Source organism: Paenibacillus sabuli, from assembly GCF_014705605.1.
GTDB lineage: Bacteria > Bacillota > Bacilli > Paenibacillales > Paenibacillaceae > Paenibacillus_D > Paenibacillus_D sabuli.
In genome coordinates this window covers 16,112-40,508 of the sequence record NZ_JACXIZ010000023.1, presented here as the reverse complement: position 1 = coordinate 40,508, position 24,397 = coordinate 16,112, and the positions used below count along the sequence as shown (strand labels likewise).

Genomic DNA, 24,397 nt, shown 5'->3' with positions numbered 1-24,397 from the left:
AATTTTCAACTGATTATTTTGAGGAATTTTCATTTGGTATTGACATGAGTCGGCTGCGTTCGTAAATGCCAGGCTGGAGGACTCGCATCTGTATGAACGCTATCTTCGGGAGGCCTGCGAGGCGTATGTCAAGTGGGGTGCAACGGGAAAAGCGAAGTGCTTGCAGCAGAGCGCTCCGGCATTCGCAGCGTTTGCCATTGCGGAAGGGCGGAGTTAGCAGGAAGCCGACCCGACAACACAGTTGGAGGACAGCCCTCCAGGCATTTACTGGCTCAATGCGGAAGAACCGGGATAGCGAGCTGCTGCAGCAAACGGCCCATCGGTCCGATCAACCCTTGTCAGAGCGATTCCTGCAGCTGGGTCTTTATACGACCGGTGCTGAGAGAGGGGCTATTTTGCTCGAAAGCAATGGCCGGTTCATCATCACAGCAGCACTCGAAATGAATCATGAACTGAGTCATGAATTGAGCCAAAAACCTAAGCGGGCGAAATCTCCAGATCAGAATAGTTCTTTTTCTCAAGCGGTCTTTCAATTTGTTTATCGCACGAAAGAGCCTGTCATTTTGGGAGAGGCGCAGCAGAGCATCTTTTCAAACGATTCTTATATACAGCAACGGCGACCGCGTTCCATTCTATGCCTGTCCATTCGGGATTCGGTTCAGCGGGACGGAATCGCCTATAGCGAATGCCAGAATACGCAGAATGCGCAGGATGCGTCCAATGCCGCAACGGACATTGTTGAAGCCTTGACGAGTCGTGAGCTTGAGATTGTTCGTTTCATCGCCGAAGGATTGTCCAACAAGCAGATTGCCTCGCGTCTGTCGATCACGGAAGGAACAGTCAAGACGCATGCGAACAACATCTATGGCAAGCTTAACAGACGAATCCAGGCAATCAACAAGGCAAAGGAGCTTCAGTTGTTAAGTTAGGTTAGTGAGATTCGGCGAGTTCTTCAGCCACCAGCAATGTAAGAAAAATGTAAGGGGAATTTGCTATAATTTGCAGCAAGGATAGGCGACTAAGAGGATTCTTATGCGAATGAAAGCAATCAGCGCCATCCTTACATTGGAGATTCTCATTATTAGGCGGAGCTTGTGGATGTGCGAAGTTATCTCAATCTCAGGTATTGCCTTGCTACTTATTGTCACCTACGATAGAGAAAGGTGTGCAGAATGTAGATAAGGGACGGGCGATCGAAATCAAACAAAAATCTTTTTTCCTAGTGGGAATTCTATTGACGCTGGTTGTGCTGGTCTATTATTACATAAACACAATGGATAAATCGTCCGATCCAGTGGACCAAGGCGTCCTTCATTTGGCACTGGATGCGCGATCAGGCAGGGCATACCTATGCTCCGAAGGGCTATGCCACATTCCGGCTCGTGTTGGAACCGGAGCGGGACAGTGGAAATGGCAATGGAAATGGCGTCAGTCTCACCAATATTTATACGCGATTAAAAAATTTCTGTCATGTGAAGCTGCATTTCGATACAACTGAGCGCGGGACAAGCGTGTACTTTACGGTGCCCGTGAGCGCTGACAGGGAGGTGTAAACCTTGATTAAGGCCGTGTTAGTGGATGATGAAATTCTCGTGTTGAATTTACTGCAGAAGATTATTCGTGAAAGCGCAGAGATGCAGGTGCTGGCGGCTTTCACCGACCCGGAGCAGGCGCTGGAGGAGATTCCTGGCTTGCGTGCGGATGTGGTCTTTCTGGATGTGGATATGCCGGAGATGAACGGGATTGAATTGGCGACGAAGCTGATCGAGCACCATCCAGGGAACGATCTGTCCATTGTGTTTGTAACCGCATATGAACAATATGCGATTCGAGCCTTCGAATTGAATGCAATTCATTATATTCTGAAGCCGGTGGATTTGCAGTCTGTGAATGAAATTCTGGAAAGAGTGTGTCAAAAGAAAGGGGTCGAGAGAAAGAAAGAGACAGACAATGCCAGCAAAGCAGGTGGAGAGATATATTTGTTCGGTAATCTGCACTTGCGGATCGATGGGAGCACGCTAAATTTTTTGACGCCCAAAATTGAAGAGCTGCTGGCGCTGCTGCTGCTTCATCGTGAGACCGGAATAAGCAAATGGAGCATTATTGATGTGCTGTGGGAAGAATCGTCCATTGAAAAATCGCAGCAAAATTTATACACGATGATCTTCAGATTGAAGCAAACGTTGCGAAATGCCGGCATCCAACTGGAGATTAAGCGAAAAAACAGCATGTATCACATCGAACTCCCCAATGTGTACTGTGATGTGCTGGAGTTCGATCGTCTGGTGAAGAAGGGGTTGACCGCGCAGGAGCGTACGATCGAAACGCTGGAGCATGCGATCGCATTATATCAGGGCGAATTGCTGAAAGGAAAAGATTATTTGTGGTGTCTCTCAGTCAGGGAGAGGTATTATCTGCACTATGTTGAACTGGTCAATGCCGCTGCCGGCTATTATGTAGCGCATCAGGCGGCGAACAAGCTGAGAAAGCTTGCTCAGGCTGTGAAGCCTTTGCTGCACGAAGACGATTATAGCGCGCTAAAGCTGAAATAAGATTTCCTGAATTTAAATAGTCGGTTTATGCATGAATATGCATGAAGCCGGCTGTTTTTGGTTTGGGGACAAAGTAAGAAAAATGTAAGGCTCGTTTGATAGGATACTCATTACAGGAAAAAAGAAGAGGACAAAAAACAACAGGAGCGTGAATTCATGTTCAAAATGTTTAGAAAATGGGGGAAACTGTCTTCCATCGGATTAAGCATGCTCATTATTGTTGCTTTAATTTCGACAGGAGGGGCATCGACGCCGTGGATGCCAGTTGCTCAGGCAGGACCAGGTCCACTATTCGAAACGTCCGAGAAAGAGGACGGAACCTTGAAGATTACGGGATATAACGGAACCGAAACCGAGCTCGAAATTCCGGGCACCATTGATGACAAGACGGTATCCGAAATTGGAGCACAAGCTTTTTTTATGGGTAATTTGACTAGCGTCACGATTCCGAAGGAAGTCGTGGCCATCGGAAGTATGGCCTTCGCTGGCAACCAATTGACGAGCGTGACGATTCCGGGAAATGTCAAGGTAATCTCGTCTTATGCCTTTCAGGGTAATTTGCTCACCAGTGTGACGTTAGAGGAGGGCGTACAAACGATCGAGGGGCATGCCTTTATGATGAATAGCTTGACAAGCATCACGATCCCGGAAAGTGTGATCAAGGTGGGCACTCAGGCTTTTGCGCAGAATATGACACTCACAAGTGTGAATATTGAGGGCAATGATGAACTAGGCACCCAAATTGAAGCCAATGCTTTTAATTTCAATGGGAACGTGACCAGTGTGACGCTCGGAGAAGGTGTGACGTCCATAGGCGATTATGCATTCTCAGGGAATAAGCTCACAAGCTTGACCATCCCGGGCACGGTCACTTCCATCGGGAACTACGCCTTTACAGTGTACAAAGACATGGAAGGGCTGGAGCGTTTGACAATGGAGGAAGGGGTAGAAGAGATAGGCGATTCCGCATTTTTTGGCAACCAACTGACGCACGTGACCATTCCACATAGCGTACAAAGTGTTGGGATGTCGGCCTTTTTACAAAATCGATTAGAACGCGTCACCTTTGAAGGGATGCCGACATTGAAGAACGATGTCTTCAAGCAGAATTATACCGGTTTTGACGGGTGGTACTCAGATGCAGCGGTGACGGAGGAATGGACAGATCAGTTGTCCGCGCCCGTAGGTGGCGAGCTGTATGCGAAGACAACATGGCCGGCATCACCCACAAGTGCAAGTGCGGAAGCTGGAGATGCGCAAGCGATTGTCAATTTCACCGCACCCGCATATTCTGGGGACTCCGCAATTACAGGCTATACTGTCCGTGCATACGTGGATGGTGTCGAACAAACGGGTTTGCAAGCCACTGGCGAAGCATCGCCGATTACGGTAACAGGCTTAACGAACGGGACAGCCTATACCTTTGAGGTCATCGCAACGAATGCGGCGGGCGACAGTCTGGCATCAGCCGCGTCGTCTCCTGTAACGCCGGTGCGTAAACCGGAGGCCAGCGTGGTGAGCATACGCTCGAGCAATGCAGATGCTTCGCGTGCCAAGGTCGGCGACACGATCACGTTGGACATCACGACCAGCAAGGCTGTGATTGAACCTGCAGTGACCATTGCGGGCAACGTGGCTACGGTGAGCGACAAAGGCGACAGCGACGCGACCACGTGGTCGGCAACTTACACGTTGCAGGAGAGTGACGAAGAAGGCGCTGTGGCATTTACCGCAGATTTCGAAGATACGGTGGGCACTGTCGGTGTACAAGTGACGACCACGACCGATGGCAGCAGCGTGACGTTGGATAAGACGGCGCCGGCGGCGCCAGAGATCAGCATTGACCCGGCGCAGCCGACCAATCAGAATGTGACGGTCACCATCAGCTATCCAGAAGATGCGGCCACCGCTTCCTACAAGCTGGGCGACGGAAGCTGGCAGCTGTACAGCGCGCCTTTCGAGGTGGCGACCAACTTGAGTGTGTATGCCCGCGCGATCGATGCAGCAGGCAACATGTCAACGACGACAAGCTATGTGGTGGATACCATCTACAAGAGCGAACCCGTCATCACGCTGATCGGACAAGAGGAACTGAATCATGAAGCCGCTACACCTTATACCGATGCAGGTGCGATTGCTGCGGACCAACGCGATCAGGACCTGACGGCTGCGATTACCGTCACCGGCGCGGTCTATACGGATGAGCTCGGAACCTATGTACTGCGCTATAACGTGAGCGACAGCACGGGCAATCCGGCCGCCGAAGTTACCCGCACTGTGCATGTGGTGGACACTACAGCGCCGACATTGACGTTGAATGGCGACCAACTGGTCACAATTTCGCAGGGCAGCAGTTATGTTGATGCAGGTGCCGTAGCGAGCGATACGTTTGACGGCGACCTCAGCGGCGACATCACGGTTGACGGGACGGTCGATACCGCAGCGCCGGGCGAGTACACCCTGGTCTATCGGGTGTCGGATGCATCCGGCAATGCGGCAGAGGAAGTGAGTCGAACAGTTCAAGTGCTGTCCAACGACGCTTCCTTGCAAGCGCTGGACGTTGACCCAGGTGCGCTTGCACCCGCGTTTGACTCTCAAAAGCTTGCGTACACGGTCAGAGTCTCCAGCGCCATTGACCAGATCAACTTGTCGCTGACGGTTTCTCATCCGGGTTCCGTTGTCGAGCTGGATGGAGAGCTGCTAGCCTTGGACGATCAAGGTGGCGCCACAGCGGAGCTTGAGGTAGCGGTGGGCAAGAATGCCTTTGTACTCACGGTGAAGGCCGCGGATGGCACGGAACAAGCGTATAGCTTGACCGTGAACCGGGCGAAACTTACACCGGTGTATGGCGGCGAGGGGCCTGTCTCTCCAACTCCGAATGAGCCTGAATCCGAAGAAGTGGACATCTGGATAAACGGGAGCAGGGTCCAGATAGGCAAAGCCTTGACCGATCGCGTCAATGACCGGGAAGTGACCACCGTCGCAGTGGACGAAACGCTGCTGGCAGAAAGACTGGAAGCTGAAGGAAAAGGGGCGACGATCATCGTGCCCGTTAACACCGGCAGTGAAGTAACGATCGGCGAGCTCACTGGTCGCATGGTGAAAGCCATGGAAGCGCAGGAAGCTGTTGTTGAACTTCGCACGGACAAGGCTTCTTACACCCTTCCGGCCGGGCAAATCAATATTGATTCGATTTCCGAACGCTTTGGCAGCAATCTGGCACTGGAAGATATTAAGATCAACATTATGATCGAAGAGCCGCAGAAAGAAACTGTGCAAGTTGTTGAGGATGCTGCGAACGCTGGCGGCCTAATGCTGGTCGTACCGCCGATGAGCTTTTCCGTGCAGGCGAAATACGGCGATCGTACAGAGGAAGTAACGACCTTTAACGCCTATGTGGAGCGGACGCTGGCTCTGCCGGAAGGTGTGGATGCGAGCCGAGTCACCACGGGTGTGGTGGTTGATCCGGACGGAAACGTTCGCCATGTACCGACAAAAATTGTTGAAGTCGAAGGGACGTACTATGCTCAAATCAACAGCTTGACCAATAGTACGTACGCCGTCGTCTGGAGCCCGGTAGCATTCGAAGATGTAACCGGCCACTGGGCAATGGCTGCTGTAAACAATATGGGCTCCCGAATGATCATCAGCGGGGTTGGCGAGGACAGGTTTGAACCCGATCGGGAGATTACCCGTGCTGAATTCGCAGCGATTGTTGTAAGAGGATTAGGTCTTAAAGTAGAGAGCGGAAGTGCACCTTTTACAGATGTTCATGCTGAAAAATGGTACCATGATGCGGTTTATACCGCCTACAGCCATGATCTGATTTCTGGTTATCAAGACGGTACTTTCCGTCCGAATGCAACCATTACGCGCGAAGAAGCGATGGTCATGATTAGCAAGGCGATGGGCATCACGGGCCTGGCTCCTGTGCAAACAGAGCAAGCTGCGAGAGAAGCTTTGCATGCATTCGAGGATGGAAGGGAAGCGTCCGAGTGGGCTGTTGCAAGCATCGCCGCCAATGTGGAGGCTGGCATCGTATCGGGACGCAGTGATTCCCGGTTGGCGCCGAAAGCCTCGATCACAAGGGCCGAGGTCGCGCTCATCATACAAAGGCTTTTGCAAAAGTCTGAACGGATCTAGCGAGCATGGAGACCACATCAGCATATGGAGATCACTCTGCCGAAGAGTGGTCTCTTTTTCAGTTGAAGCGGACTCCTTTTGGTGCTTACATATGAATCGTGAACAGGAGCTTGAAGATGTCCTCGCAAAAAGAGGAAGATCTGCATAAGATCTCGACATTTGTGGATTAAACTGGATGAGGGAGACGAAAGGAGTACCCTGGCAAAAGCACGCCATACTTTCCTGACGGGAACTGTGAAGGAGGGAACTTATGATCAATCAGCCTGATTATCACTGGCAATTTGATGAAAGAGATGGGTCCGTCGTGACAGACCGGATCAATGGGAGCAAAGGAAAGGTTCAGCGCGTCTCAAGGGACGGACATGGCCGCATAGGGCATGCCATCACCATACGCGGCAATGATTCGCTTATTGATTTTGGAAACGTGGTCGGTCAGTTCGGGATTGACGATTTTACAGTGGCTTTTGGCATGAAGTATATGGACCGCCATGGCGAGGATGATCTTGACATCATCGGCAATCGATCGGTGGGCGGGCATGGTAATTGGTTCTCAGTGAGGCAGCAAAAAGCAAAAATACTGTTCGAAGTCGATGAAGATCATAAAGCGAAAAATTACGCAATTGCTAAAACGAACGACCTTCAAGTGCTCCAGCAAAAAAAATGGCATCATATAGCCGTCGTGAGAGAAGGGCAAACGCTAAAGATCTACATCGATGGGGAGCTGGCGGCGGAAGGGTCATCGCCAACAGGTGTGGCTGCTATTAACAATGGCATAAATCTGAGGTTGGGCGATTGGAAGAGGGGCGCTGCGGTCGCGCAATACGAGGATCTTCGCATCTACCACACCGCTCTGGATGCCGCACAGGTGCAAAGCTTGGTGACGCCGGTGAACCGGCGCTTGCGTGCAGGGGACATTGAGCTTGTCGCCACTGATGATGCAGCCGTTATGCTCTCGCATGATGCAGAAGATTTGACTCGCTTGTCGCCAAATTTTCAAAGGCTAAGGCTCGGCCCCCTTACAGGTGCCACACTCTATACACAAGCTAATTATGGCGGCGTGGCTCAGAAGCTATATGCGGATCTCTCGGAAATCAGGTTCTCGAAGCTGGCTGACTTCCCAAGATCGATCCGCATTTGGTCGGCAGCAGAGCAGCCTTTTACAGGGAAGTGGATCATCCAAGCGCCGAACGGCCAGTACTTGAGCCTGGGCCAATCCTCCCTCACAACAGCGCCCCGTCCATCCGCGAGCGAGCTATTCCGCTTCCACTTCAATCCACGGCATGAGAAGCCGCAACTCATCCCGGGCTCCGATGAGGAAAACGCGGATTTTGTCATAACGCCGGGGGCAGCGCCCGCTTTTCTCTTTGCCCATTATTCGGACGAGGACCATGCGCGGTTCTTTATTGGCAATGAGGCGCATACGAACTGGCTGAGACTCAGCGCAGACCACACGTTCAGCTGGACCGAGCAGCAAGAAGAGCGCGCATTGTTCGCCAATGTCGTCAAAATAGCTGATCATGAAGGGCAAGTCGGAACCCTGTCGGCAGGGGAAGCGGCCTTCTATGAGCACCGGGCCTATAGAGGGAAAACGTGGATATTGTCTGACGGTGCACCCAATCTTCCAGGCAGTTTTACGAGCTTTCAAGACTTCCCGGGTCTGGATAATCAAGTGTCGTCCATTCGATTGGGACCCGATACGGGCGTGACCTTATTTGCCAATGAAGACTTCAAAGTCAAGGAAGCCAATCGAGAGAAGGAAATGGAGGATATCGTCGAACACGCTCAAGACCTCAAGGAATCGCAGATCGGGAATGATGTGATCTCCGCTGTCAAAATCTTTAGAACCCTCGCACCCGAGACGGTGTTGACCTCCTATACATCCAAGTTAAGTCAGGACTATCGAATGGCGGGCGACGAGCTTGAGGAGTTTTCGGCCTATCGAACGATCCTCAAGTTTTCATCTGGCGCTGGCGAGGTGGAGATTTCAGCAACCGATCTGGTTCAAATTGAAGTAGAGGGAACCACCTATGTCATAGACGAGGAACGATTTGTAACGCTGAAGCCTAATGAAATGGATCGCATGATGATTACCTCCGAAGCCGAGGGCATCGACACCCCCGGATTAAAGATCCGCACCAGCGCGATGGCCGAAAATGAGCGGGTTGTCATTTTCCCGAATCGAGAGGTTCATCGGCAGCTTGCTGAGCTGGAAGACGATGCGCTGTGGAATGCGACGGATGCGAATGGCGACCTCATCGTGGATCGTCAGGCGCATAGTCAGGCAGATGTAGCCAGCGTGCAAAGCACGATCAAGAAGGTGCTTGCTAATGTAACCTATGTCGATGAGGCGCCTCGCAGCATTAGAAGCGGGAACAGCGGCATGCAGTCGGCCAACCGGGTAGTTTCCAGTGATGCCATCAGCAATCCATGGATGCTCAAGTTTGAGGCGGACGGCAACACGAATAAGTCGAATACTGCGAGAGCTTTCACTCCCGGCTCGTCCTTAGCTGCATCTCGGATCAGCGAGGAAGAGATCAGCCCGGATGCATTTACACGGTTGCTGAGTCAGGCTGCTAAAAGTCAGGCAACGACGCAAGATCAAGCGCTTGCACGCTCCCGCAGACGTTTGTTTTCACGGATCAAAGATGCGGTCAAAAAAGCCGTGTCGGTTGTGATTGGGGCTGCCAAAAACGGCTTTCACCTCATTGTCCAGACCGCTGAGGGCCTGATTGAATTTATCGTGGATACGGCTCAAAAGGTTGCGGAGTTTGTTGAGGCGATTGTCGAGAAGGTCGTGACGAGCATCAAACAATTCATTGCGTTCTTACAGTTCCTGTTCAACTGGGGCGATATTCTGCATACACACAGGTATCTGGTAAGCTCCGTGAACGCAAGCTTTGATTTCGCCGTCCAACTGGCTGAAGATGCGAAAAAGCCCGTCTCAGACTTCGTAGACAACTTGCAACATACCGTGGAAGAAAATATGAACATCCTGGTCCGGACACTGGGTGGTGATCCTTCAGAGGCACAATCTTCTCAGTTTGAGCTTCCAGAAGCCGCCGAGTGGTTTCTCTCCAAGCTGCTTGGCAACGCTCGACAATCAGGCGCCAGCCCGGTACCGGCTATGGGGATGAATACGGGCGGAGGTTCACCGTTAAGCCAATACTTCTCGACCTTCACTCAAGGGGCTGCAGACAAAGAGGACATTCTGCTGCGGGCATTTGAAGGAGTGAAGGGCAGTATAGAGGATATCATTGCAAATCCGCTCAAGCCGCAGCAGGCACTGGCCGGTATGATTCAAGCCGTCAGAGATGTCGTCATCCAGGCTTTGGATCTGGTCGAGGATATGGCACTCGGCTTTTTGGATGTTGTGAAGGAAATGGTTAATCTCTTTCAAGATTTGCTTACCCGCGAGATTAAGATTCCGTTTATTTCGAAGCTGTTCGAGCGGATCGGCGCCGGGAAGCTGACGCTGCTGAATCTATCGGGCTTGCTGCTTGCGATTCCGGTCACCCTCGTATCCAAGCTTGCCTTTAACCAACGACCGTTTAAGGGGAGGTCAACGCCTGATTTCTCGGGTCAAGTAGCAGCAGGATTGGAAGCGCCGGAATTAGCTAAGTCAACTGTCAAGCGACTGTCGGATGATGCCGGGAACGTGCCTGATCCCGAGCATGATCCCGATCCGTCGCGCGAAAGCGAGATTCGCTCATGGGGGATTGTTGTGCTGGTAGCAGGTGCGATTAACGGTTTCATCAATGCCGGATTAGATGCCGTCTCTGAAAAGGCCGATGATTCACTTGAAAAAAGCGGCAGCTTCGGGATGGAAGCCGTGAGCATGCTGCTCAGCATATTCAGTTGGCAGGCCAACTTTATCACGAGTGAGATCGCCGCGCCTACTGAGGCTGACAAAGATAATCGTGAGCTAGCGCGCTCCGAGCGTATTTTGCACTACTATCGGGGAGCTGTTTTGATAGTGGATTCACTGTTTGTATCCTTCGGCTCAGCGATGGATCCCAAAAACATGCAGCGAATGAAGCGAAGAGATCAAGCCATTACCGGATTTTTCTGGGTGCTCTCCATCGTGGATGCGGGGCTGGCCATACGTTATCTGGTGGCTCTTCCCAACAAAGATAAACCCGGTCTGGAGATCGCAAATGAGACGGTGTCCTGGCTGCCCAATTTGTTGTGTCCCCTGCGACTCACCGGTGCTAAAGGCGCTTTAGCACTGGCCGGAGTAGACTCCGTCGCAACCGTCGTCAACACGGGAATCGGGGGCAAGCTGCTCGCTAACGATCTGGCAGCTTTGTAAGACGCTGTCGAGCCTGACGCTGCTTTGTGATGCGTTTCCTATACCCGTGCAGTCAAAACCAAGTGCCTGTTTAGCACTTGGTTTTTTGCTGAGCATCAGAGGTTGAAATGATTGATCTCAGAAAGAGTCTTTATGTTAAATGTCATTATTAATAGGCAAATAAACCGTAAATGTCGTACCTTGACCAGGCTCGCTAACGACGCGGATGAACCCGCCGTGGGCTCTGACAAAATGATGAACGATCGATAAGCCGAGCCCCGTTCCGCCTGTATGCCGTGAACGGGCTTTTTCCACGCGATAAAAACGATCGAATAGGTGAGCCAGCTCTTCGGCCGGAATCCCGATGCCGGTGTCGATCACGGAGACACATGTATAGACTGCATTCCGATCTATGACCTTGTCTTGAATGACAACTGAAATCTTTCCCCCTTCCGGCGTGTAGCGGATTGCATTCGTCAACAAATTGATGAATACCTGCGTAATCCGTCTGGCATCGGCCATTACGGTCACCGGACTTGAAGTCGTAGAGAGACGAAGGTCCAATTTGTTTTCTTCCGCTTCGAATTTCACGTCGTCCACGATTCGTTCAAGGTGTGCCGTCAGATCGAGCGGTTTGCGATCGAGTGATAACCGGCCCGCTTCTGCAAGTGACAAGACATGAAGATCATCGACAAGCAGGCTCAATCGGATCACTTCATCGTGAATCCGAAGCATTTCCGGCGGGACATGATGACCGGCCTGCTGATAATTTTCCAGTTTAAGCTGCATAATGGACAGCGGCGTGCGAAACTCGTGAGCGACATCGGCCACCAATCGTCTGCGGTCCTCCTCAGCTTCCCGCAGGCGAAGCGTCATCTCGTTGAATGTCTGAATCACTTTTCCATAATCGTCTTTTGTTTGTACAGGAACGCTCACCTCCAGATCTCCTTGTGCAACGCGTTCGATAGCGGCAATCAGTTTTCGAAGCGGACGCGTCAGTACCCCCGAGATCCATAAACTGAAAAATAGGCAGGTAGCTACAAAAAAGCCCCATTTCCCAAACCAATACAGCTTCATCTTGTCCATCACGTAAATTTTCAAGATCTCGATTTGTTCCTCGGGCAGGGCATTCAGAAAAGGTGCACTGATTTCTTCCTTGCGAAATTGATCGAACAAAAACGCCAAGTAAACCTGATTATATAAGACATAGGCACCGCCGATCATACAAACGAGCAGTCCCATGTAGATAAATATTTTTTGGCGTACCGTGGGTGTCATGATTGTTCACCGAATCGGTAACCGAAGCCGTAGACTGTTTGAATATAACGAGGACTCGCCGGATCGTCGCCCAGCTTACGGCGAAGATTCCGGATATGAGAATCCATCGTTCTTTCGTAGCCCATATATTCGTCCTGAAGCGCAGTATTTAATAATTGCAGGCGGCTGAATACCATTCCGGGATGCGTAGCCAATGTGTACAAGATTTTGAATTCTGTCGGTGTCAGTTGGATCTCTTGGCCGTCCTTGAATACCTGACATTTGGCCTCGGAAATGATCAGGTTGTCTCGTTCCAAGAACAGCGACCGGTCTTCAGGTCCGCGCAAACGGCGAAGTAAAGCCCGGATGCGCGTAGCGAGCTCGCGCAGGCTGAACGGTTTCGTCAAATAATCGTCCGCGCCGATTTCCAGACCGACGATTTTATCCGATTCATCCGATCGGGCCGTCACCATAATAATCCCGCAATTCGAGGATTGTCTGATTTCGCGGCATACGTCGATGCCGCTTTTCTCTGGGAGCATCCAATCAAGCAAGATGAGATCAGGCCGTTCAGACTTGGCAATCGTGAGCGCTTCCGTGCCGGTACAGGCGGTCAACACCTGGAACCCCTCACGTTGCAGATAGGTTTGCATCTCCTCAAGCATGTCCGGTTCGTCTTCCACAAGCAACAATTTCGGTTCCATTCCAATCACATCATTTCAAGTTAGTCTGCTTCCACGCGCGAGAATCCACCGTTTACCTAAAAGTATACCGTGATCAAGCAGATTCTTGAAGAAGTTCACACAAAAAAAGAGGAAGATCTGCATAAGATCTCGACATTTGTCGGGTATACTTGCTTGGAAGCAGATCGATTCCTTACGGAATAGGCGCGGGTCGCGTTCTCGTAAAAGAAGAGGGACAGTCTGGCCAGATCGGAGAATACAATGGAACAGAATGTTTTAATTACAGGAAGTACAGGATTCATTGGTCAGCATCTATTGTACGAACAACTACCCGAATACATAAAAGGGCATAAGCAGGGCAAAATCTATTTGCTTATTCGCAGGCAAGATGGCAGAGATGGAGCGGCATTTATCCGTGGTTTGTTGCAAAATGCATGGACTCCTGATTTTTTGCAACAGGGATCTGTGAGCCATGCCATGGATTATATACAGATCATAGAGGGCGATATTCGAGACCGTGACTTGGCAAAGATGTTAAAGAAGCATATTCCAGACCGTGTTCGACTCCAAGTGTTTCATAGTGCCGGAAGTGTAAATTTGCATGTGGGTCAAGCAGCAGAACAAGATGTGTTTCACCATAATTTTTTAGGGACACAGTCGTTTCTGCATGCCCTGCAAAGCTATGACTGCAGGTTTATGTTTATCAGTACGGCGTTCTCATCGGGTATTCGAACAGGATTAATTGATGATCATGTTCTTCGCTCTCCATCCGATGTCTATCGCAATCCGTACGAACAATCTAAAGCGGCTATTGAAACGATGATTCAAGCGTATGGGGCCAAGAAGCAGATGGCGATTCAAATTGCGAGGCCGAGTGTTGTCGTTGGCCGCTTGCTAACCGCACCTCTATATTATACTTCTAAATTTGATGTGATCTACGGATGGGGACGTTTCTTCTGGATGATGAAAGAGAAAAATACGGGAGACGGGATCAGAATTCATATCAACCCGAGCTCGGGGATGAATATCGTTCCGGTTGATTATGTAGCAAAAGCTTGCTTGAGATTGAGTCGCACAAACCGGAGTCAATTAAACATTGTCCAGACCCAATCCATACATCATGCGGAGTATTTATCCCGTATATTGGATGCGGTTGGATTTACAAATTATGCATTTGTCGATAAGAAGCCGATTGACCTGAAAGGTCTTGAGAAAATCTACTATAGGTCAGTCGGAAGTATCTTTAGCCCTTATCTTACAGGACCATGTTACGAATATGATACGTCGGCCCTGAATCAAATCATGGCGGATATTCCTCCAATCGATATCCCCGCTTCTATAGAAGCATTGCTTCAATTTGCGGTTGCGCATCATTTCGAGGAACAACAGATTCATGCCGCATGGAGTAGAGCACAAGCTGCTTGCCATGGATCATAGTCGCAAGAGGGTGGAGACGGGAGATGCTTTGCTCCATTGCGGCTCCGGGCTTTAGGTCGAGAATACGTTCTAACTCTCCACTATTTTTTCATAACAAAGGCACCTTATCAAGGTGCCTTTGATAATTCCCCTTCATAGATATAGGTTGAAGTACGACAACGACCACTATGTTTCTGACCTCTCCATCTCATATAATATTCTTTCCATAAGAGAATGAACCGTTGTGAAAGGATTCATTTGCCGGATGTCCTTTTCCAAACTAAGATTTAGACTCTTGTAACGTTCTTCAAGAGCGTATGCATGCGAAATTGCATTTCTTAAGTTATCGCCATTTCCAATGATCTGCCGGATAAGACCAGAGTCAGCTTTTGTATACGCTTTACCTAATGCAGCCTCCAGCCGATTCCCAACTTTTGTTTTTGTATCTGTATAGATGGGTTCGACATGCTCAAAATGCATAAGTAACCAGGTTTCGAATAACAGATTCGTTAAAGACAATGTATAATTATTAGTTGATGCGAGCATATCAATGATAACACGCTCAATATCAGTTGGAGCATCGCAATCAAAAACAAGGTGCTTTTCGTATAATGCATACTTACGAAGATTGGTCTCCTCTTGCAAAAACGCCTCAGCGAAATTCAATACTCTTTGGGCGTTACCTTCTGCCGGGATGGATTCTATATCTAGATGTGCAAACTTATTTTGATTCTTGCGAATGATTTCAGCAAAATGTTCAAAATATAGAACCTCGGTTGGGCCTTCGCAAATAAGAAGCACCTTACCCAAGTTGCTCGGACGAGTTTCGGTTTGTCTTGGAACGAAGGGATTTAACCGGGCGATGTCAGTCACCACCATTTCCATTCTCTGCTGATTGGAAAATCGGAATTGCTCCGTATTTTCCACTGAAATAGTCCTTGTTATAAGTTGCATCTTGCCGGACCGTTTTCAAGTCAGCTAGAGAATAAATCGTGGAGGCGCCGAACTTATTCTTGTCCACAAACAGAATTTCATCTCGACGGAATTGGTCTTTATTCAAGATAGATGTATCATGAGTCGTAAAGATTAGTTGCGCTTGGTTTTGGTTCTTATCTGATTGAAATAGGTCAACAATGAATTTTGTAAGCAACGGGTGGAGTCTGGCCGACAATTCATCAATGACAAAGACCCCCCCTTTTTCGATTAGTGTTAATATTTCTTGTATGAACGAAAGGAACCGCAATGTCCCAGATGACTCTTGAGGAAGGTCAAAAGCTTTGCTGCCTACCTTAATGCCTGCTTCATTATAGACAGCATGTATCGTTTTGATTAAAAGTTCTTGTTCTTTTTGTCCGGTTTTCTTATTTAAGACCCACTCTTTTTCAATTTTTATATCGTCAATTCCTACATCGATTTTTCTTATATATTCAGCTACCTTGGATCGGAACATGTCATCTTGAACAAGACGCTTGGAGTGTAACCATGAATCTATTGTGCCTTTGATACTCGATTCGAGAATCAATTCGAAGTGAACATGAAATCTGTTGCGAAAATAGTCTTTGAAGCAGTCGACTGTTTCTTTCATCTCATCCGTTGCAAAGTAATCAAGTACGGAAAGAAAAAGGCGATCTTCCCGATATTTTTTGAAGCTTTTTAATTGAGCCTCGTATTTTTTCCCAAAAGAAATTCCCTTATCATCCCGGTCAAAAACATTGGCATTATTCACCGTAAGCCATTCTGATAAGATGAGTGATTCTTGTATGGAGAAACCATATTGAAATAAATTATTTTGATGAAGGAAAACCATTTCTAACTCGATACAGGAATCATTCGATTCGCTTAGCAAGAAAGGTTGAATTGATGTAATTTTTCTTGAGTCTGATTCTTCATTCATGTGTTCAGATTGACTTCCTTGAAATAGATGGCTGAAAATGATCCGCTCGTACCAGTGCATCGCACTGATTAGGTTTGATTTACCGCTCGCGTTAGCTCCATAAATCGCTAATGTTTTCAACAAGTTTACTGAATCATGCTTTATAATGTGTGAAGGGTGTTGGGTATATGAAGTGGCGCGCATATCTAAAACGACCTCGTCACGAAACGAAGAGAAGTTTTTACAACGAAACATCACTAGCATGATAGCACCTCCAAGGCCACTAATTCGAAAAATTCTCTTTTATTTTATTATTATATACGATATTTCCGAATATTAAACCGATAATTACGAAAAAATCGAATATTACTCTGGAATCGGCCATACAGGCCGAGACGAGACCTTGATCAGGAGTAGAATGAATGAAAGATCTGGATAGAGAGGGAGTGAATGATATGGATGAACGAATAAAAATATTGGTCGTGGAAGATGATAATGAAATTAATCAACTACTGTGCGAAGTTTTAACCACTAGTGGATATGAACCACAACCCGCCTATTCCGGAACGGAAGCGTTGTTGTATTTAGCTGAAGAGCAGCAGAAGTGGAGTATGGTATTGCTCGATCTGATGCTTCCCGGTCTGAATGGCGAAGAAATTCTACGTAAACTCGGGCCGGACCGTCAGCTACCCGTTATCATTCTATCGGCCAAAGGGGAGCCGCATACGAAGGTTTCCATTTTACGCATGGGAGCGGATGATTACATTACAAAGCCCTTTGATGTTGAAGAGGTATCCGCAAGGATAGACACCCATCTCAGAAGATCCAGACGTGTCGCGCCAGCGGATCCCATTCTGTTGCCGCTCACGTAAAATGACGGCGTGAATCTTACCGACAATGACGGTAGAAATGTAACGCCAATCCGTCAGACAGGCGAGAAGTGTAACGTCATTCAATAGACGAGGCGCATGCCAATCTCTGTGAATAAGAGAGGGCATACGCCAATTCATGTGCATATTGGGGATGACGGGGATTAATTCGTAAGGCCTCGCTGCCGGTCCATGTCCGCAAGCACACGAACGACATCACTTTCTTCAATAACCTCGAGATTTCGGGCGGCGGCATCGAGCAGGATTTGCGTGCAAATTTGGTTCACAACACGCGGCAGACCCTGGCTTGCAGCGAAGATGCGGCCAAGTGCGCTTTCGGCAAAAACAGGCTTCTCCGTCTGGCTGACCGTCATGTGGTGACGAATATAGGAACTCGTTTCATCCCTGCTCATACCGCCTAGATGGTATTGCATCCCTACCCGCTGAAGCGTTGCTTCATATTTTTTGAGTCGCAGCAGCTTGCGCAACTCCGATTGACCGACAAGAATGAGTGGAAACAAAGCTGCAGAGTCCATGTTGTAGTTCAATGCAAATCGCAATTCCAGCAGCATTGCTTCGCTCTGTGCCTCATCAATAATAACCACCAACGTTTTTTCTCCCGGCGCAGATCGGCTGCGTACGACCTCTTGCCAAAGTTTCCGCGCCTTGGCTACCGTGTAAACCGGCTCTACACCAACAGCTTCAAGCAGTCCAGCATAAAACTCGCGCGGTTTTAAATTGGCGCAGCACAGATAGATTGGCAAGTACGTCATCGGATCAAGTGAAGCAAATAATCGACGAATCAAGGTGGACTTGCCTCCGCCTACCTCGCCCGTTAGTACGCCGAGTGTCCGGTGCTTAATCATCAAGTCCAACCGGGCGGATGCTTCCTTATGCCCGCTGAACGCATAACACAGCGTCGGATCGAGTTCTTTGCTAAAGGGCCGTTGCGGCGTGAGAGAGGCTTGCGTGACCGCATTCACTCCGCATCATCCCCTTTCGACGTGGCATAAGAGACAGGCTCACTTGCCCACTCTGCTTGTCGCTTCTGTTCTGCCAATTCCAGAAAAGCCACTTGTCCGTCCGGTTCCACGACGAGCGGATCAGCTCGTTCAGGCTTTACTCGGCGATCATAGGGACGGGCTAAATCGACGACGGTCGCATCGGCGTACCTTTTGTCTTCATACCAGACCTGAATGTTGGTTAGATCGAAGGGATCATAGCGAAGCAGCACACGCTTTCTGCATAGCTCAAGATCGACCTCATAACTGTTGCCATCCAGACTCACACATCCGGTTTTGTCGGCGGTTCGTTGCTCTTCCCATAGGAAGATCTCTGTCAGTTCCGCTAGCGTTTTGCGACGCATTTCCCGTTTGCTAGAGGCTAGTCGCGTTTTTGGTGACTGCTTGGTGGAGCCATGCTCCCGGATAGGGTAGTAACCATCGAGCCATGCAGCAAGTGCGGCGTTAAGCTCGGCGAGTGTCATTAGCCGCCCTTGTTCAATCATGGCGTAAGCTTCCGGATTGAAACTGGTATCAATAAAACGGAACCAACGTTCAATTTTACCGCGACCAGCAGGGCGCCGAACGGTACTGTGCGAAAGCTGAATCCCAAGCTTCCCGCAGATGCGCACCAGATGATGGGATGAGAACGCAGAGCCGTTATCACAGTAGAATTGAGAAGGAACGCCATGCTCCAGAATCGCCTTTTTAAGACTGTCCTCCATGCGCGGCAGCTTCTCTCGAATCATCCGCCATGCGGATTGCAAGGTGCTCCAAAGGGATGGCGCACGTGGCAGTGTGAGATGGGGTGCCCGGGCGAGCATCCACGCCCACAAACCGGATTCGAGCTGCGCAAGCCGCTGGTTCCAGCCTCGAATCAGGCTGGCAAGGGTGCGTTCGTCGATGCCGCCGCAAGGCAAAGCTTGGGCCTGCTCTGCGACCTGTTCTACGGTTGCGCCTTGATGAGCCGCACCGGCTAGATCCTCCTGAAGCATATACGGCTGAAGGAAGGCGGGGATGACGGAATGAACATATCCGCAATCTGGGCAACGAAACCGGAAGACGCAGATCTTCTCTGCGCACGTAACGGTCAACACAAGTCGCTCATAATGACTGTGGCGGTGAGGTTTCCGCTTGCTCTGACAGCACTTCGGACATTGCTTGGGACGGTCTTCCTCCGGTATTCCGTGCGTGCTGACAAGCGCCAGGTAGTGTGTTAGATCTTGATGCCAGGAAGGTAAGGATGGTTGCTGGGATGCGGTCCTGCATGCTGAAACAACTTCGCTGCAGCAGGGACAGCGGTAGCCTCCCTTGCCTACTCGAATCGTCATCTCATGTAAACGAATAAGCCCGCCATGGCGCTGGAAACGATCATTCTCTAAGCTGACGGAGACGCTCTCCGCTGCTAATTCCCCCACAGCAACAGATAGGGGCTTTACAATGCACTTCTTTTTCATTAAGCTTGATTTAAGCGAAAGCTGGGGAAAGGAAGACGGGGCTGCAACCCATAACGTCTTCCTTTTTTATTTGGTCGCTTTCGCAGCTCCTTGGACAATGAATGGCGGTACAGCCTTCGGCTGCACACGCCATTCATTGTCCCTCATACCGTCATCCTTGGCAAGAAAAAAACGCCCGATTCCCGACAGGGAAACTGAGCGGCGACACAATATTCATGTGGACTGAAGAAGCGTCTTCTGCGTTTCGGGAGGTGCTTCTTCGAGTAGGCTTTGAAACTGGGCGAGAGTCTGCCGTACTTGCTGGAGAGGGACCAGTTCTGTCTCAATTAGATTTGAAAGAAGAATCGTTTCTTTTCCCTAGCTTAGGTAATTTCTACTCCGTCGTAGCGTCAACGGAGTAGAATAGGCTCCTCATTTGGTTCCAAATGGACGAGCATTTTTGTGTCATTCCATAATTGTAGTGCTCGTTTTTTATCATATGATAATGTAGAAGAACGTCTTTCGATTAAGCTGCCGTCATTTGATTGAAAATACTTCCCTGATCCATTGGCATAAGCAGGATCAGCAGAAATCTTAGCAAGAGCCTTTCCTGAAAAGTCTACGCTCCCAATTGTAATACCGATGCGCTTGAAAATCCAATTCATAAATGATCTGTCAGCTAGCCACTGCACGGGCTTTGGCATCTCTCTGAGGAATCCGGTTCCCGGAGTAGCACCGGGGTCATACGCGATAGAAGCGATCGAACTGCCAGATTTTTTTAGCCGACGGTCCAACTCATAGGCATGAAGTATCATACATAGCTTTGAAGTTGCATAAAGCTTACCAGAAGAAACTAATTTTTTTCCATATTTACCCATGTTAGCTAAATCCATTGCGTTATGTTCTGAAGCAACGCCCATCATTCTACCGTCTGCCGTATCAGGATCATGCGTTCCACTTACTGTGAATACAATGCGACCATGATTCGCCATGCTGTCCAACAACAATTCGACCAGTAGAAAATGTCCTAAATAGTTGGCTGCAAATGTCTCCTCGTAACCGTCACTGGTGTAGGAGACGGGCCCGTTGAGCCGTACTCCGGCATTACAAATGATCGCCTGAAGGGAATCAATCTCTCCATTGTTAAGCATAGTGCGGCATTGCGCAGCGGCTGATCTTACTGAGTCCAGGGAGGAGGTATCTATTTTAATAATACTTACCTTTACACCGTAGGTTGCACGAAGTTCGCGAGCAACTGGTTCCATTCGCTCCAAGTTACGTCCTGCTAGAACTAGATTATGCTGATAATCTGAGGCGAGTTGTTTGGAGCATTCGAGACCGATTCCGCTGTGTCCGCCTGTTATGAGAATTGTAGCCATAATGACAACCTCCTTTAAAGTCCCTGTTAAATGTGGGATAATTAAATTAAAGCATTCAACTTACGGAACTGTCAAGTTCCGAAACCAACAAGTTCATTATAATTGGAGATAAATCATGAATGATACGAAGAAAACAACATCCTCCGGCTCTCAAGTGCCCGACGAAGTATTGGAACCTGCGCGAAAGTTGGGCCGCAAGCGAGATCACACGCGGGATTCGATAATCCTTGAGGCGGCCATCGCCATACTCGCTGAAGTGGGTTTCGATGGCATGACAATGGACATGGTCGCGTCCCGAGCGAAAGCTGGAAAGGCGACCGTGTACCGCCGGTGGTCCTCCAAGTCGGAGTTAGTCCGAGAAGCCTTGACCTGGATGAGTAGAAATCATCTTGAGCTCGACTCCTTGCCTGATTCTGGGACCTTGCGCGGCGATCTGCTTACACTATTGAAGCCGCAATCGATCGAGGAGGAAGAACGCAAATTTCGAGTTCTCGCGGGTCTGGGCTCCTATTTGCAGCAACCGGAATTTGCTGAAACGGGAATATCGGGAGTGTTTGAGCCATGGATCGCTGCAAATCGCGAGCTCATGCACCGGGCTGTTAACCGCGGTGAAATTTCTGCTCATGCAGACATTGATATGGCTTGCCAGGTTATTACGTCAATGGCTTCCTATTACGGGCTCATTGAGCACAAACCGTTTGACACGAGTCTCTTTACGGGGCTAATCGATGGAATTTTGTTACCTGCGCTCATAAACCCGTTAACATCTCCAAGGATCTGACATGACAGGAATAACTTAAGAAACTCAGCAAACAACGCTAAGGAATGCGTTGAATAAGCGGGCAACGATAGCCGAGTAAAGCGAGACCAAAGAAAGGGCAATCCGGATAAGGATGGCCCTAGTACTTTCCGTTATAGACAGCGCGGTGAACCGCATCATAAGTAACGCTGAAAAGCTGCCAACTCATGTCGGTCCTATAGGCCGAGCCGAGACCTGGATCAGGAATAGTTCTCCATCATTTGTAATAAATAATTTTGAAATTTTTCAGCGAAGGTTCTGGGCTCCACTACAAGGTTTCCGTTTTTTCACAATTTGCTGAATACCCTGATGGGCGATTACACGGGCAATGTGTATCTGTTGGATCAAACCGGCAACGTGCTGGCCTCCAAAAATTCGGATGGTTCGATCAGCGCGGCAGATGCGGTCGCGGCGATGGAAGAGCAGGGCCGGACGGGCGTTTTTGACGCTCGCATCGACGACCGGAGCTATTCCTTCGCGATCACGTCATCGAATTCCGCCAAATGGACGGCGCTGGCAGTCGTGCCCACGAGCCAATTTTTTGGCCGGGTGATTGCAGCCAAGACGCTGGTGTTCACGATGTTGTCGGCGCCGATCCTGATCGGCGTAGGCGTCGGGCTGCTGCTGCCTGTTCCTGTCCTGGGGGCCGCCGCATGATCCGTATCCGATGGTGCCTCAGGCGTACAAGGACCTGTACAAGGACAAGCCGATTGCTCTACGCCCGAATGTGAAGGCGTCCGCCGCCGACAACGGCATGGCAGTCAAGCTGGAGCTGCTGGATGCGCTGCTGCATTACTATGCGGCGATCACGGCGCTGGACGATCAGCTCGGTCGCTTGACGGCCAGGCTGGACGCGCTCGGCCTGCGCGATAATACGCTGCTGATCTTCACCTCCGACCACGGGGACACGCTGGGATCGCAAGGGTACATGAAGAAGCAGCAGCCGTGGGAGGAATCGATCTCGATTCCGCTGCTGCTGCGCTGGCCGGCGCGGGCGGCCGCCGCTCAGACGCGCGAGCAACTGGTCGGGACCGTAGATATGGCCCCGACGCTGCTTGCCGCCGCAGGGGAGGGATATCTTGCCCTCGCTGCGCGATGCAGGGTGGCACGGCCCCGACAGCGTCCTGATCATGGACATGCTGCAGGCGGACGAATCGCGGCAGCAGCGCATTCCGGAATGGCGGGGCGTGCGCACCGCGCGATATACGTATGCCCGCAAGGTGGACGGCACCGATTGGTTGCTGTACGATAATTGGGAAGACCCGTACCAGCAGCATAATTTGATCAGGGATGCGCGCATGCGGCAGGTGCGCAAGTCGTTTAGCGGCCAAGCTCGATGCGTGGCTGAGGCATGCCGGCGATCCGATGCTGGAGGGCAAGCAACTGCTGAAGCAACTGGGGCTGACGCAGTTGTGGAATGCGCGTGAATACGAGATGCATCCGAGACGGCCCGACTTAATATGAGAAATGATTGAAAAGAGGTCATGCTTCGATGACGCTTCAGATTCATCACCATCGGACGCCGCTGGCGCGGACGTTCGAACGATTAGCCGCAGGTCACTTGCGGATCGGCCTGCTGGGCGGCTCCATCACGGCGCCCGCGCCGCACAATTGGTCGGAGCCGGTCGTGGCCTGGCTCATGAATGCCTACCCCGCAGCGCAGATCGTCGTCGAGAACGCCGCAATCGGGTCGACCGGCAGCGAGCTGGCGAGATTTCGCGCGCAGCGCGATATTGTGGAACGAGATTGCGATCTGATCATCCTGGAATATGCGGTCAACGATCACGCAGAGCCCGCTGAGAAGCGACTGCGGACGCGCGAGGGATTGATTCGGCACCTCCTGCGGACCACTGACGCCGACATCGTCTGCGTCTACACCTTCCGGCAGGAGATGCATGCGGATATGATGGCCGAGCGGATGCCGCCCTCCGTCGCCGAATTCGAGCAATTGGCAGCGCATTACCAGCTGGGCTCGGTGTGGATGGGACTGCATGCGCTGCGCGAGGTGAAGCAGGGCTGGATGAGCTGGGAAGGCTGGCTGCCGGACGGGCTTCATCCGCGGGAGCGGGGCAGTTGGAGCTATGCACAGAGCGTGACGGCCTTCCTGGAGGCTGAGCGCGCCCGGCTCCCCGCGCCGGCTCCGGCGGGAGCCGGCGAAGGCGGGGCCCGTGCGGCCTCGCGCGACGCCGCTCCTGCAGCGCCGGGCCGTTCGGAGGGAGGCGTCGATTGCGCGCCCGCGCGGCTGTTGCCGCCTCCCGTTAGCCCGGGCAATTGGGAGCGGGTACGGACCGTGGACTTCGCGGATATGGCCTGCACGGGACCCTGGAGCATCAGACGCCGGAGAGATATTGCCTCTCTCGATCAAGCGCTGTTCAGCTCGTCTCCAGGGGCTCGTCTCGCCTTCTCCTTCACCGGCCGGGGCGTGACGCTGGCCTCCATCTTCGGCCAATACGCCGCCGAATATCGCTACCGCATCGACGGCGGCGCATGGATGGACTCGGCCCGCGACCGCAGCGTGTGGTGTCCGGAGAAGGGGTACCCGCGTATGGATCTGGCGACGGACGAGCTGCCGCCGGGCGAGCATCGCTTCGAGCTGGAGCTCGTACATGGCGTCGGGCCGAATTGCAAGGGCACCCACTTCGAGCTGCTGTTCGCAGGCATTATTGAATAGCGCGGCGGACCGCTATGCGATCACCGAATG

At 50.7% G+C, this 24,397-nt stretch carries 15 protein-coding genes and 2 pseudogenes; 10 read left to right on the top strand and 7 right to left on the bottom strand.

What is annotated here, in order from left to right; all coding sequences use genetic code 11:
- Positions 1-275: 275 nt before the first annotated feature.
- The 4 genes from IDH44_RS27200 to IDH44_RS14460 all read left to right on the top strand — a co-directional run bounded on the left by IDH44_RS27200 (position 276) and on the right by IDH44_RS14460 (position 11,004).
- Complete coding sequence (locus IDH44_RS27200) at positions 276-929, top strand: response regulator transcription factor (protein ID WP_317890188.1); 654 nt, start codon at positions 276-278, stop codon at positions 927-929.
- Positions 930-1,556: 627 nt separating this feature from the next.
- Complete coding sequence (locus tag IDH44_RS14470) at positions 1,557-2,552, top strand: response regulator (RefSeq protein WP_190918804.1); 996 nt, start codon at positions 1,557-1,559, stop codon at positions 2,550-2,552.
- A 156-nt stretch (positions 2,553-2,708) separates the two neighbouring features.
- A complete protein-coding gene (locus tag IDH44_RS14465) occupies positions 2,709-6,695 on the top strand; it encodes a leucine-rich repeat protein (RefSeq protein WP_190918802.1) in 3,987 nt (1,328 codons plus the stop codon).
- A gap of 250 nt (positions 6,696-6,945) precedes the next feature.
- A complete protein-coding gene (locus IDH44_RS14460) occupies positions 6,946-11,004 on the top strand; it encodes a LamG-like jellyroll fold domain-containing protein (RefSeq protein ID WP_190918800.1) in 4,059 nt (1,352 codons plus the stop codon).
- Positions 11,005-11,139: 135 nt separating this feature from the next.
- On the opposite strand, the gene IDH44_RS14455 is transcribed toward IDH44_RS14460, so the two are convergent.
- The gene (locus tag IDH44_RS14455; protein ID WP_190918798.1) at positions 11,140-12,261 is read right to left on the bottom strand and encodes a sensor histidine kinase; all 1,122 of its coding nucleotides are present in this window, start codon (positions 12,259-12,261) and stop codon (positions 11,140-11,142) included.
- Positions 12,258-12,944, bottom strand: a complete 687-nt coding sequence (locus IDH44_RS14450) for a response regulator transcription factor (protein WP_190918796.1) — start codon at positions 12,942-12,944, stop codon at positions 12,258-12,260. Before IDH44_RS14450 ends, IDH44_RS14455 begins: the two co-directional genes overlap by 4 nt.
- Positions 12,945-13,184: 240 nt before the next feature.
- Here IDH44_RS14450 and IDH44_RS14445 point away from each other — a divergent pair, with 240 nt between their 5' ends.
- On the top strand, positions 13,185-14,360 hold the full coding sequence (locus IDH44_RS14445) for an SDR family oxidoreductase (protein WP_190918794.1): 1,176 nt from the start codon (positions 13,185-13,187) through the stop codon (positions 14,358-14,360).
- A gap of 165 nt (positions 14,361-14,525) precedes the next feature.
- Here the strand turns inward: IDH44_RS14445 and IDH44_RS14440 are convergent, their stop codons facing one another.
- Complete coding sequence (locus tag IDH44_RS14440; RefSeq protein ID WP_190918792.1) at positions 14,526-15,218, bottom strand: RloB family protein; 693 nt, start codon at positions 15,216-15,218, stop codon at positions 14,526-14,528.
- The gene (locus IDH44_RS14435) at positions 15,205-16,476 is read right to left on the bottom strand and encodes an AAA family ATPase (protein WP_190918790.1); all 1,272 of its coding nucleotides are present in this window, start codon (positions 16,474-16,476) and stop codon (positions 15,205-15,207) included. The genes IDH44_RS14440 and IDH44_RS14435 overlap by 14 nt, the downstream gene beginning before the upstream one ends.
- Before the next feature lie 191 nt (positions 16,477-16,667).
- Between IDH44_RS14435 and IDH44_RS14430 the strand changes: the two are divergent.
- Positions 16,668-17,051, top strand: a pseudogene (locus tag IDH44_RS14430) (response regulator transcription factor); the annotation flags it as partial.
- 194 nt (positions 17,052-17,245) lie between these two features.
- On the opposite strand, the gene IDH44_RS14425 reads toward IDH44_RS14430, so the two are convergent.
- The 3 genes and pseudogenes from IDH44_RS14425 to IDH44_RS14415 all read right to left on the bottom strand — a co-directional run bounded on the left by IDH44_RS14425 (position 17,246) and on the right by IDH44_RS14415 (position 20,897).
- Positions 17,246-18,064 carry an ExeA family protein gene (locus tag IDH44_RS14425; RefSeq protein ID WP_317890187.1) on the bottom strand — a complete coding sequence of 273 codons (819 nt, stop codon included), beginning with the start codon at positions 18,062-18,064 and terminating at the stop codon, positions 17,246-17,248.
- A pseudogene (locus IDH44_RS26585) lies at positions 18,061-18,822 on the bottom strand (Mu transposase C-terminal domain-containing protein); the annotation flags it as partial. The pseudogene IDH44_RS26585 and the gene IDH44_RS14425, both read right to left, overlap by 4 nt.
- Positions 18,823-19,928: 1,106 nt before the next feature.
- On the bottom strand, positions 19,929-20,897 hold the full coding sequence (locus IDH44_RS14415) for an SDR family NAD(P)-dependent oxidoreductase (RefSeq protein WP_190918788.1): 969 nt from the start codon (positions 20,895-20,897) through the stop codon (positions 19,929-19,931).
- A 115-nt stretch (positions 20,898-21,012) separates the two neighbouring features.
- On the opposite strand from IDH44_RS14415, the gene IDH44_RS14410 reads away from it, so the two are divergent.
- The 4 genes from IDH44_RS14410 (at position 21,013) to IDH44_RS14395 (ending at position 24,367) form a co-directional block, all read left to right on the top strand.
- Entirely contained in the window at positions 21,013-21,678 is a 666-nt protein-coding gene (locus tag IDH44_RS14410) for a TetR/AcrR family transcriptional regulator (RefSeq protein WP_190918785.1), read from the top strand.
- A gap of 327 nt (positions 21,679-22,005) precedes the next feature.
- Positions 22,006-22,353 (top strand): PDC sensor domain-containing protein, encoded by a 348-nt coding sequence (locus IDH44_RS14405; protein WP_190918783.1) that lies wholly within the window; start codon positions 22,006-22,008, stop codon positions 22,351-22,353.
- Between the two features lie 10 nt (positions 22,354-22,363).
- Entirely contained in the window at positions 22,364-22,948 is a 585-nt protein-coding gene (locus IDH44_RS14400; RefSeq protein ID WP_190918781.1) for a sulfatase-like hydrolase/transferase, read from the top strand.
- Positions 22,949-23,188: 240 nt separating this feature from the next.
- Positions 23,189-24,367 (top strand): SGNH/GDSL hydrolase family protein, encoded by a 1,179-nt coding sequence (locus IDH44_RS14395; protein ID WP_190918780.1) that lies wholly within the window; start codon positions 23,189-23,191, stop codon positions 24,365-24,367.
- Positions 24,368-24,397: the final 30 nt, after the last annotated feature.

Excerpts from the sequence above, each read along its gene's own strand:
- IDH44_RS27200 (WP_317890188.1), top strand. The coding sequence starts at position 276 with ATGCGGAAGAACCGGGATAGCGAGCTGCTGCAGCAAACGGCCCATCGG.
- IDH44_RS14465 (WP_190918802.1), top strand. The coding sequence starts at position 2,709 with ATGTTCAAAATGTTTAGAAAATGGGGGAAACTGTCTTCCATCGGATTA.
- IDH44_RS14460 (WP_190918800.1), top strand. The coding sequence starts at position 6,946 with ATGATCAATCAGCCTGATTATCACTGGCAATTTGATGAAAGAGATGGG.
- IDH44_RS14455 (WP_190918798.1), bottom strand. The coding sequence starts at position 12,261 with ATGACACCCACGGTACGCCAAAAAATATTTATCTACATGGGACTGCTC.
- IDH44_RS14450 (WP_190918796.1), bottom strand. The coding sequence starts at position 12,944 with ATGGAACCGAAATTGTTGCTTGTGGAAGACGAACCGGACATGCTTGAG.
- IDH44_RS14445 (WP_190918794.1), top strand. The coding sequence starts at position 13,185 with ATGGAACAGAATGTTTTAATTACAGGAAGTACAGGATTCATTGGTCAG.
- IDH44_RS14440 (WP_190918792.1), bottom strand. The coding sequence starts at position 15,218 with ATGGTGGTGACTGACATCGCCCGGTTAAATCCCTTCGTTCCAAGACAA.
- IDH44_RS14435 (WP_190918790.1), bottom strand. The coding sequence starts at position 16,476 with ATGCTAGTGATGTTTCGTTGTAAAAACTTCTCTTCGTTTCGTGACGAG.
- IDH44_RS14415 (WP_190918788.1), bottom strand. The coding sequence starts at position 20,897 with ATGGCTACAATTCTCATAACAGGCGGACACAGCGGAATCGGTCTCGAA.
- IDH44_RS14410 (WP_190918785.1), top strand. The coding sequence starts at position 21,013 with ATGAATGATACGAAGAAAACAACATCCTCCGGCTCTCAAGTGCCCGAC.
- IDH44_RS14405 (WP_190918783.1), top strand. The coding sequence starts at position 22,006 with ATGGGCGATTACACGGGCAATGTGTATCTGTTGGATCAAACCGGCAAC.
- IDH44_RS14400 (WP_190918781.1), top strand. The coding sequence starts at position 22,364 with ATGGTGCCTCAGGCGTACAAGGACCTGTACAAGGACAAGCCGATTGCT.
- IDH44_RS14395 (WP_190918780.1), top strand. The coding sequence starts at position 23,189 with ATGACGCTTCAGATTCATCACCATCGGACGCCGCTGGCGCGGACGTTC.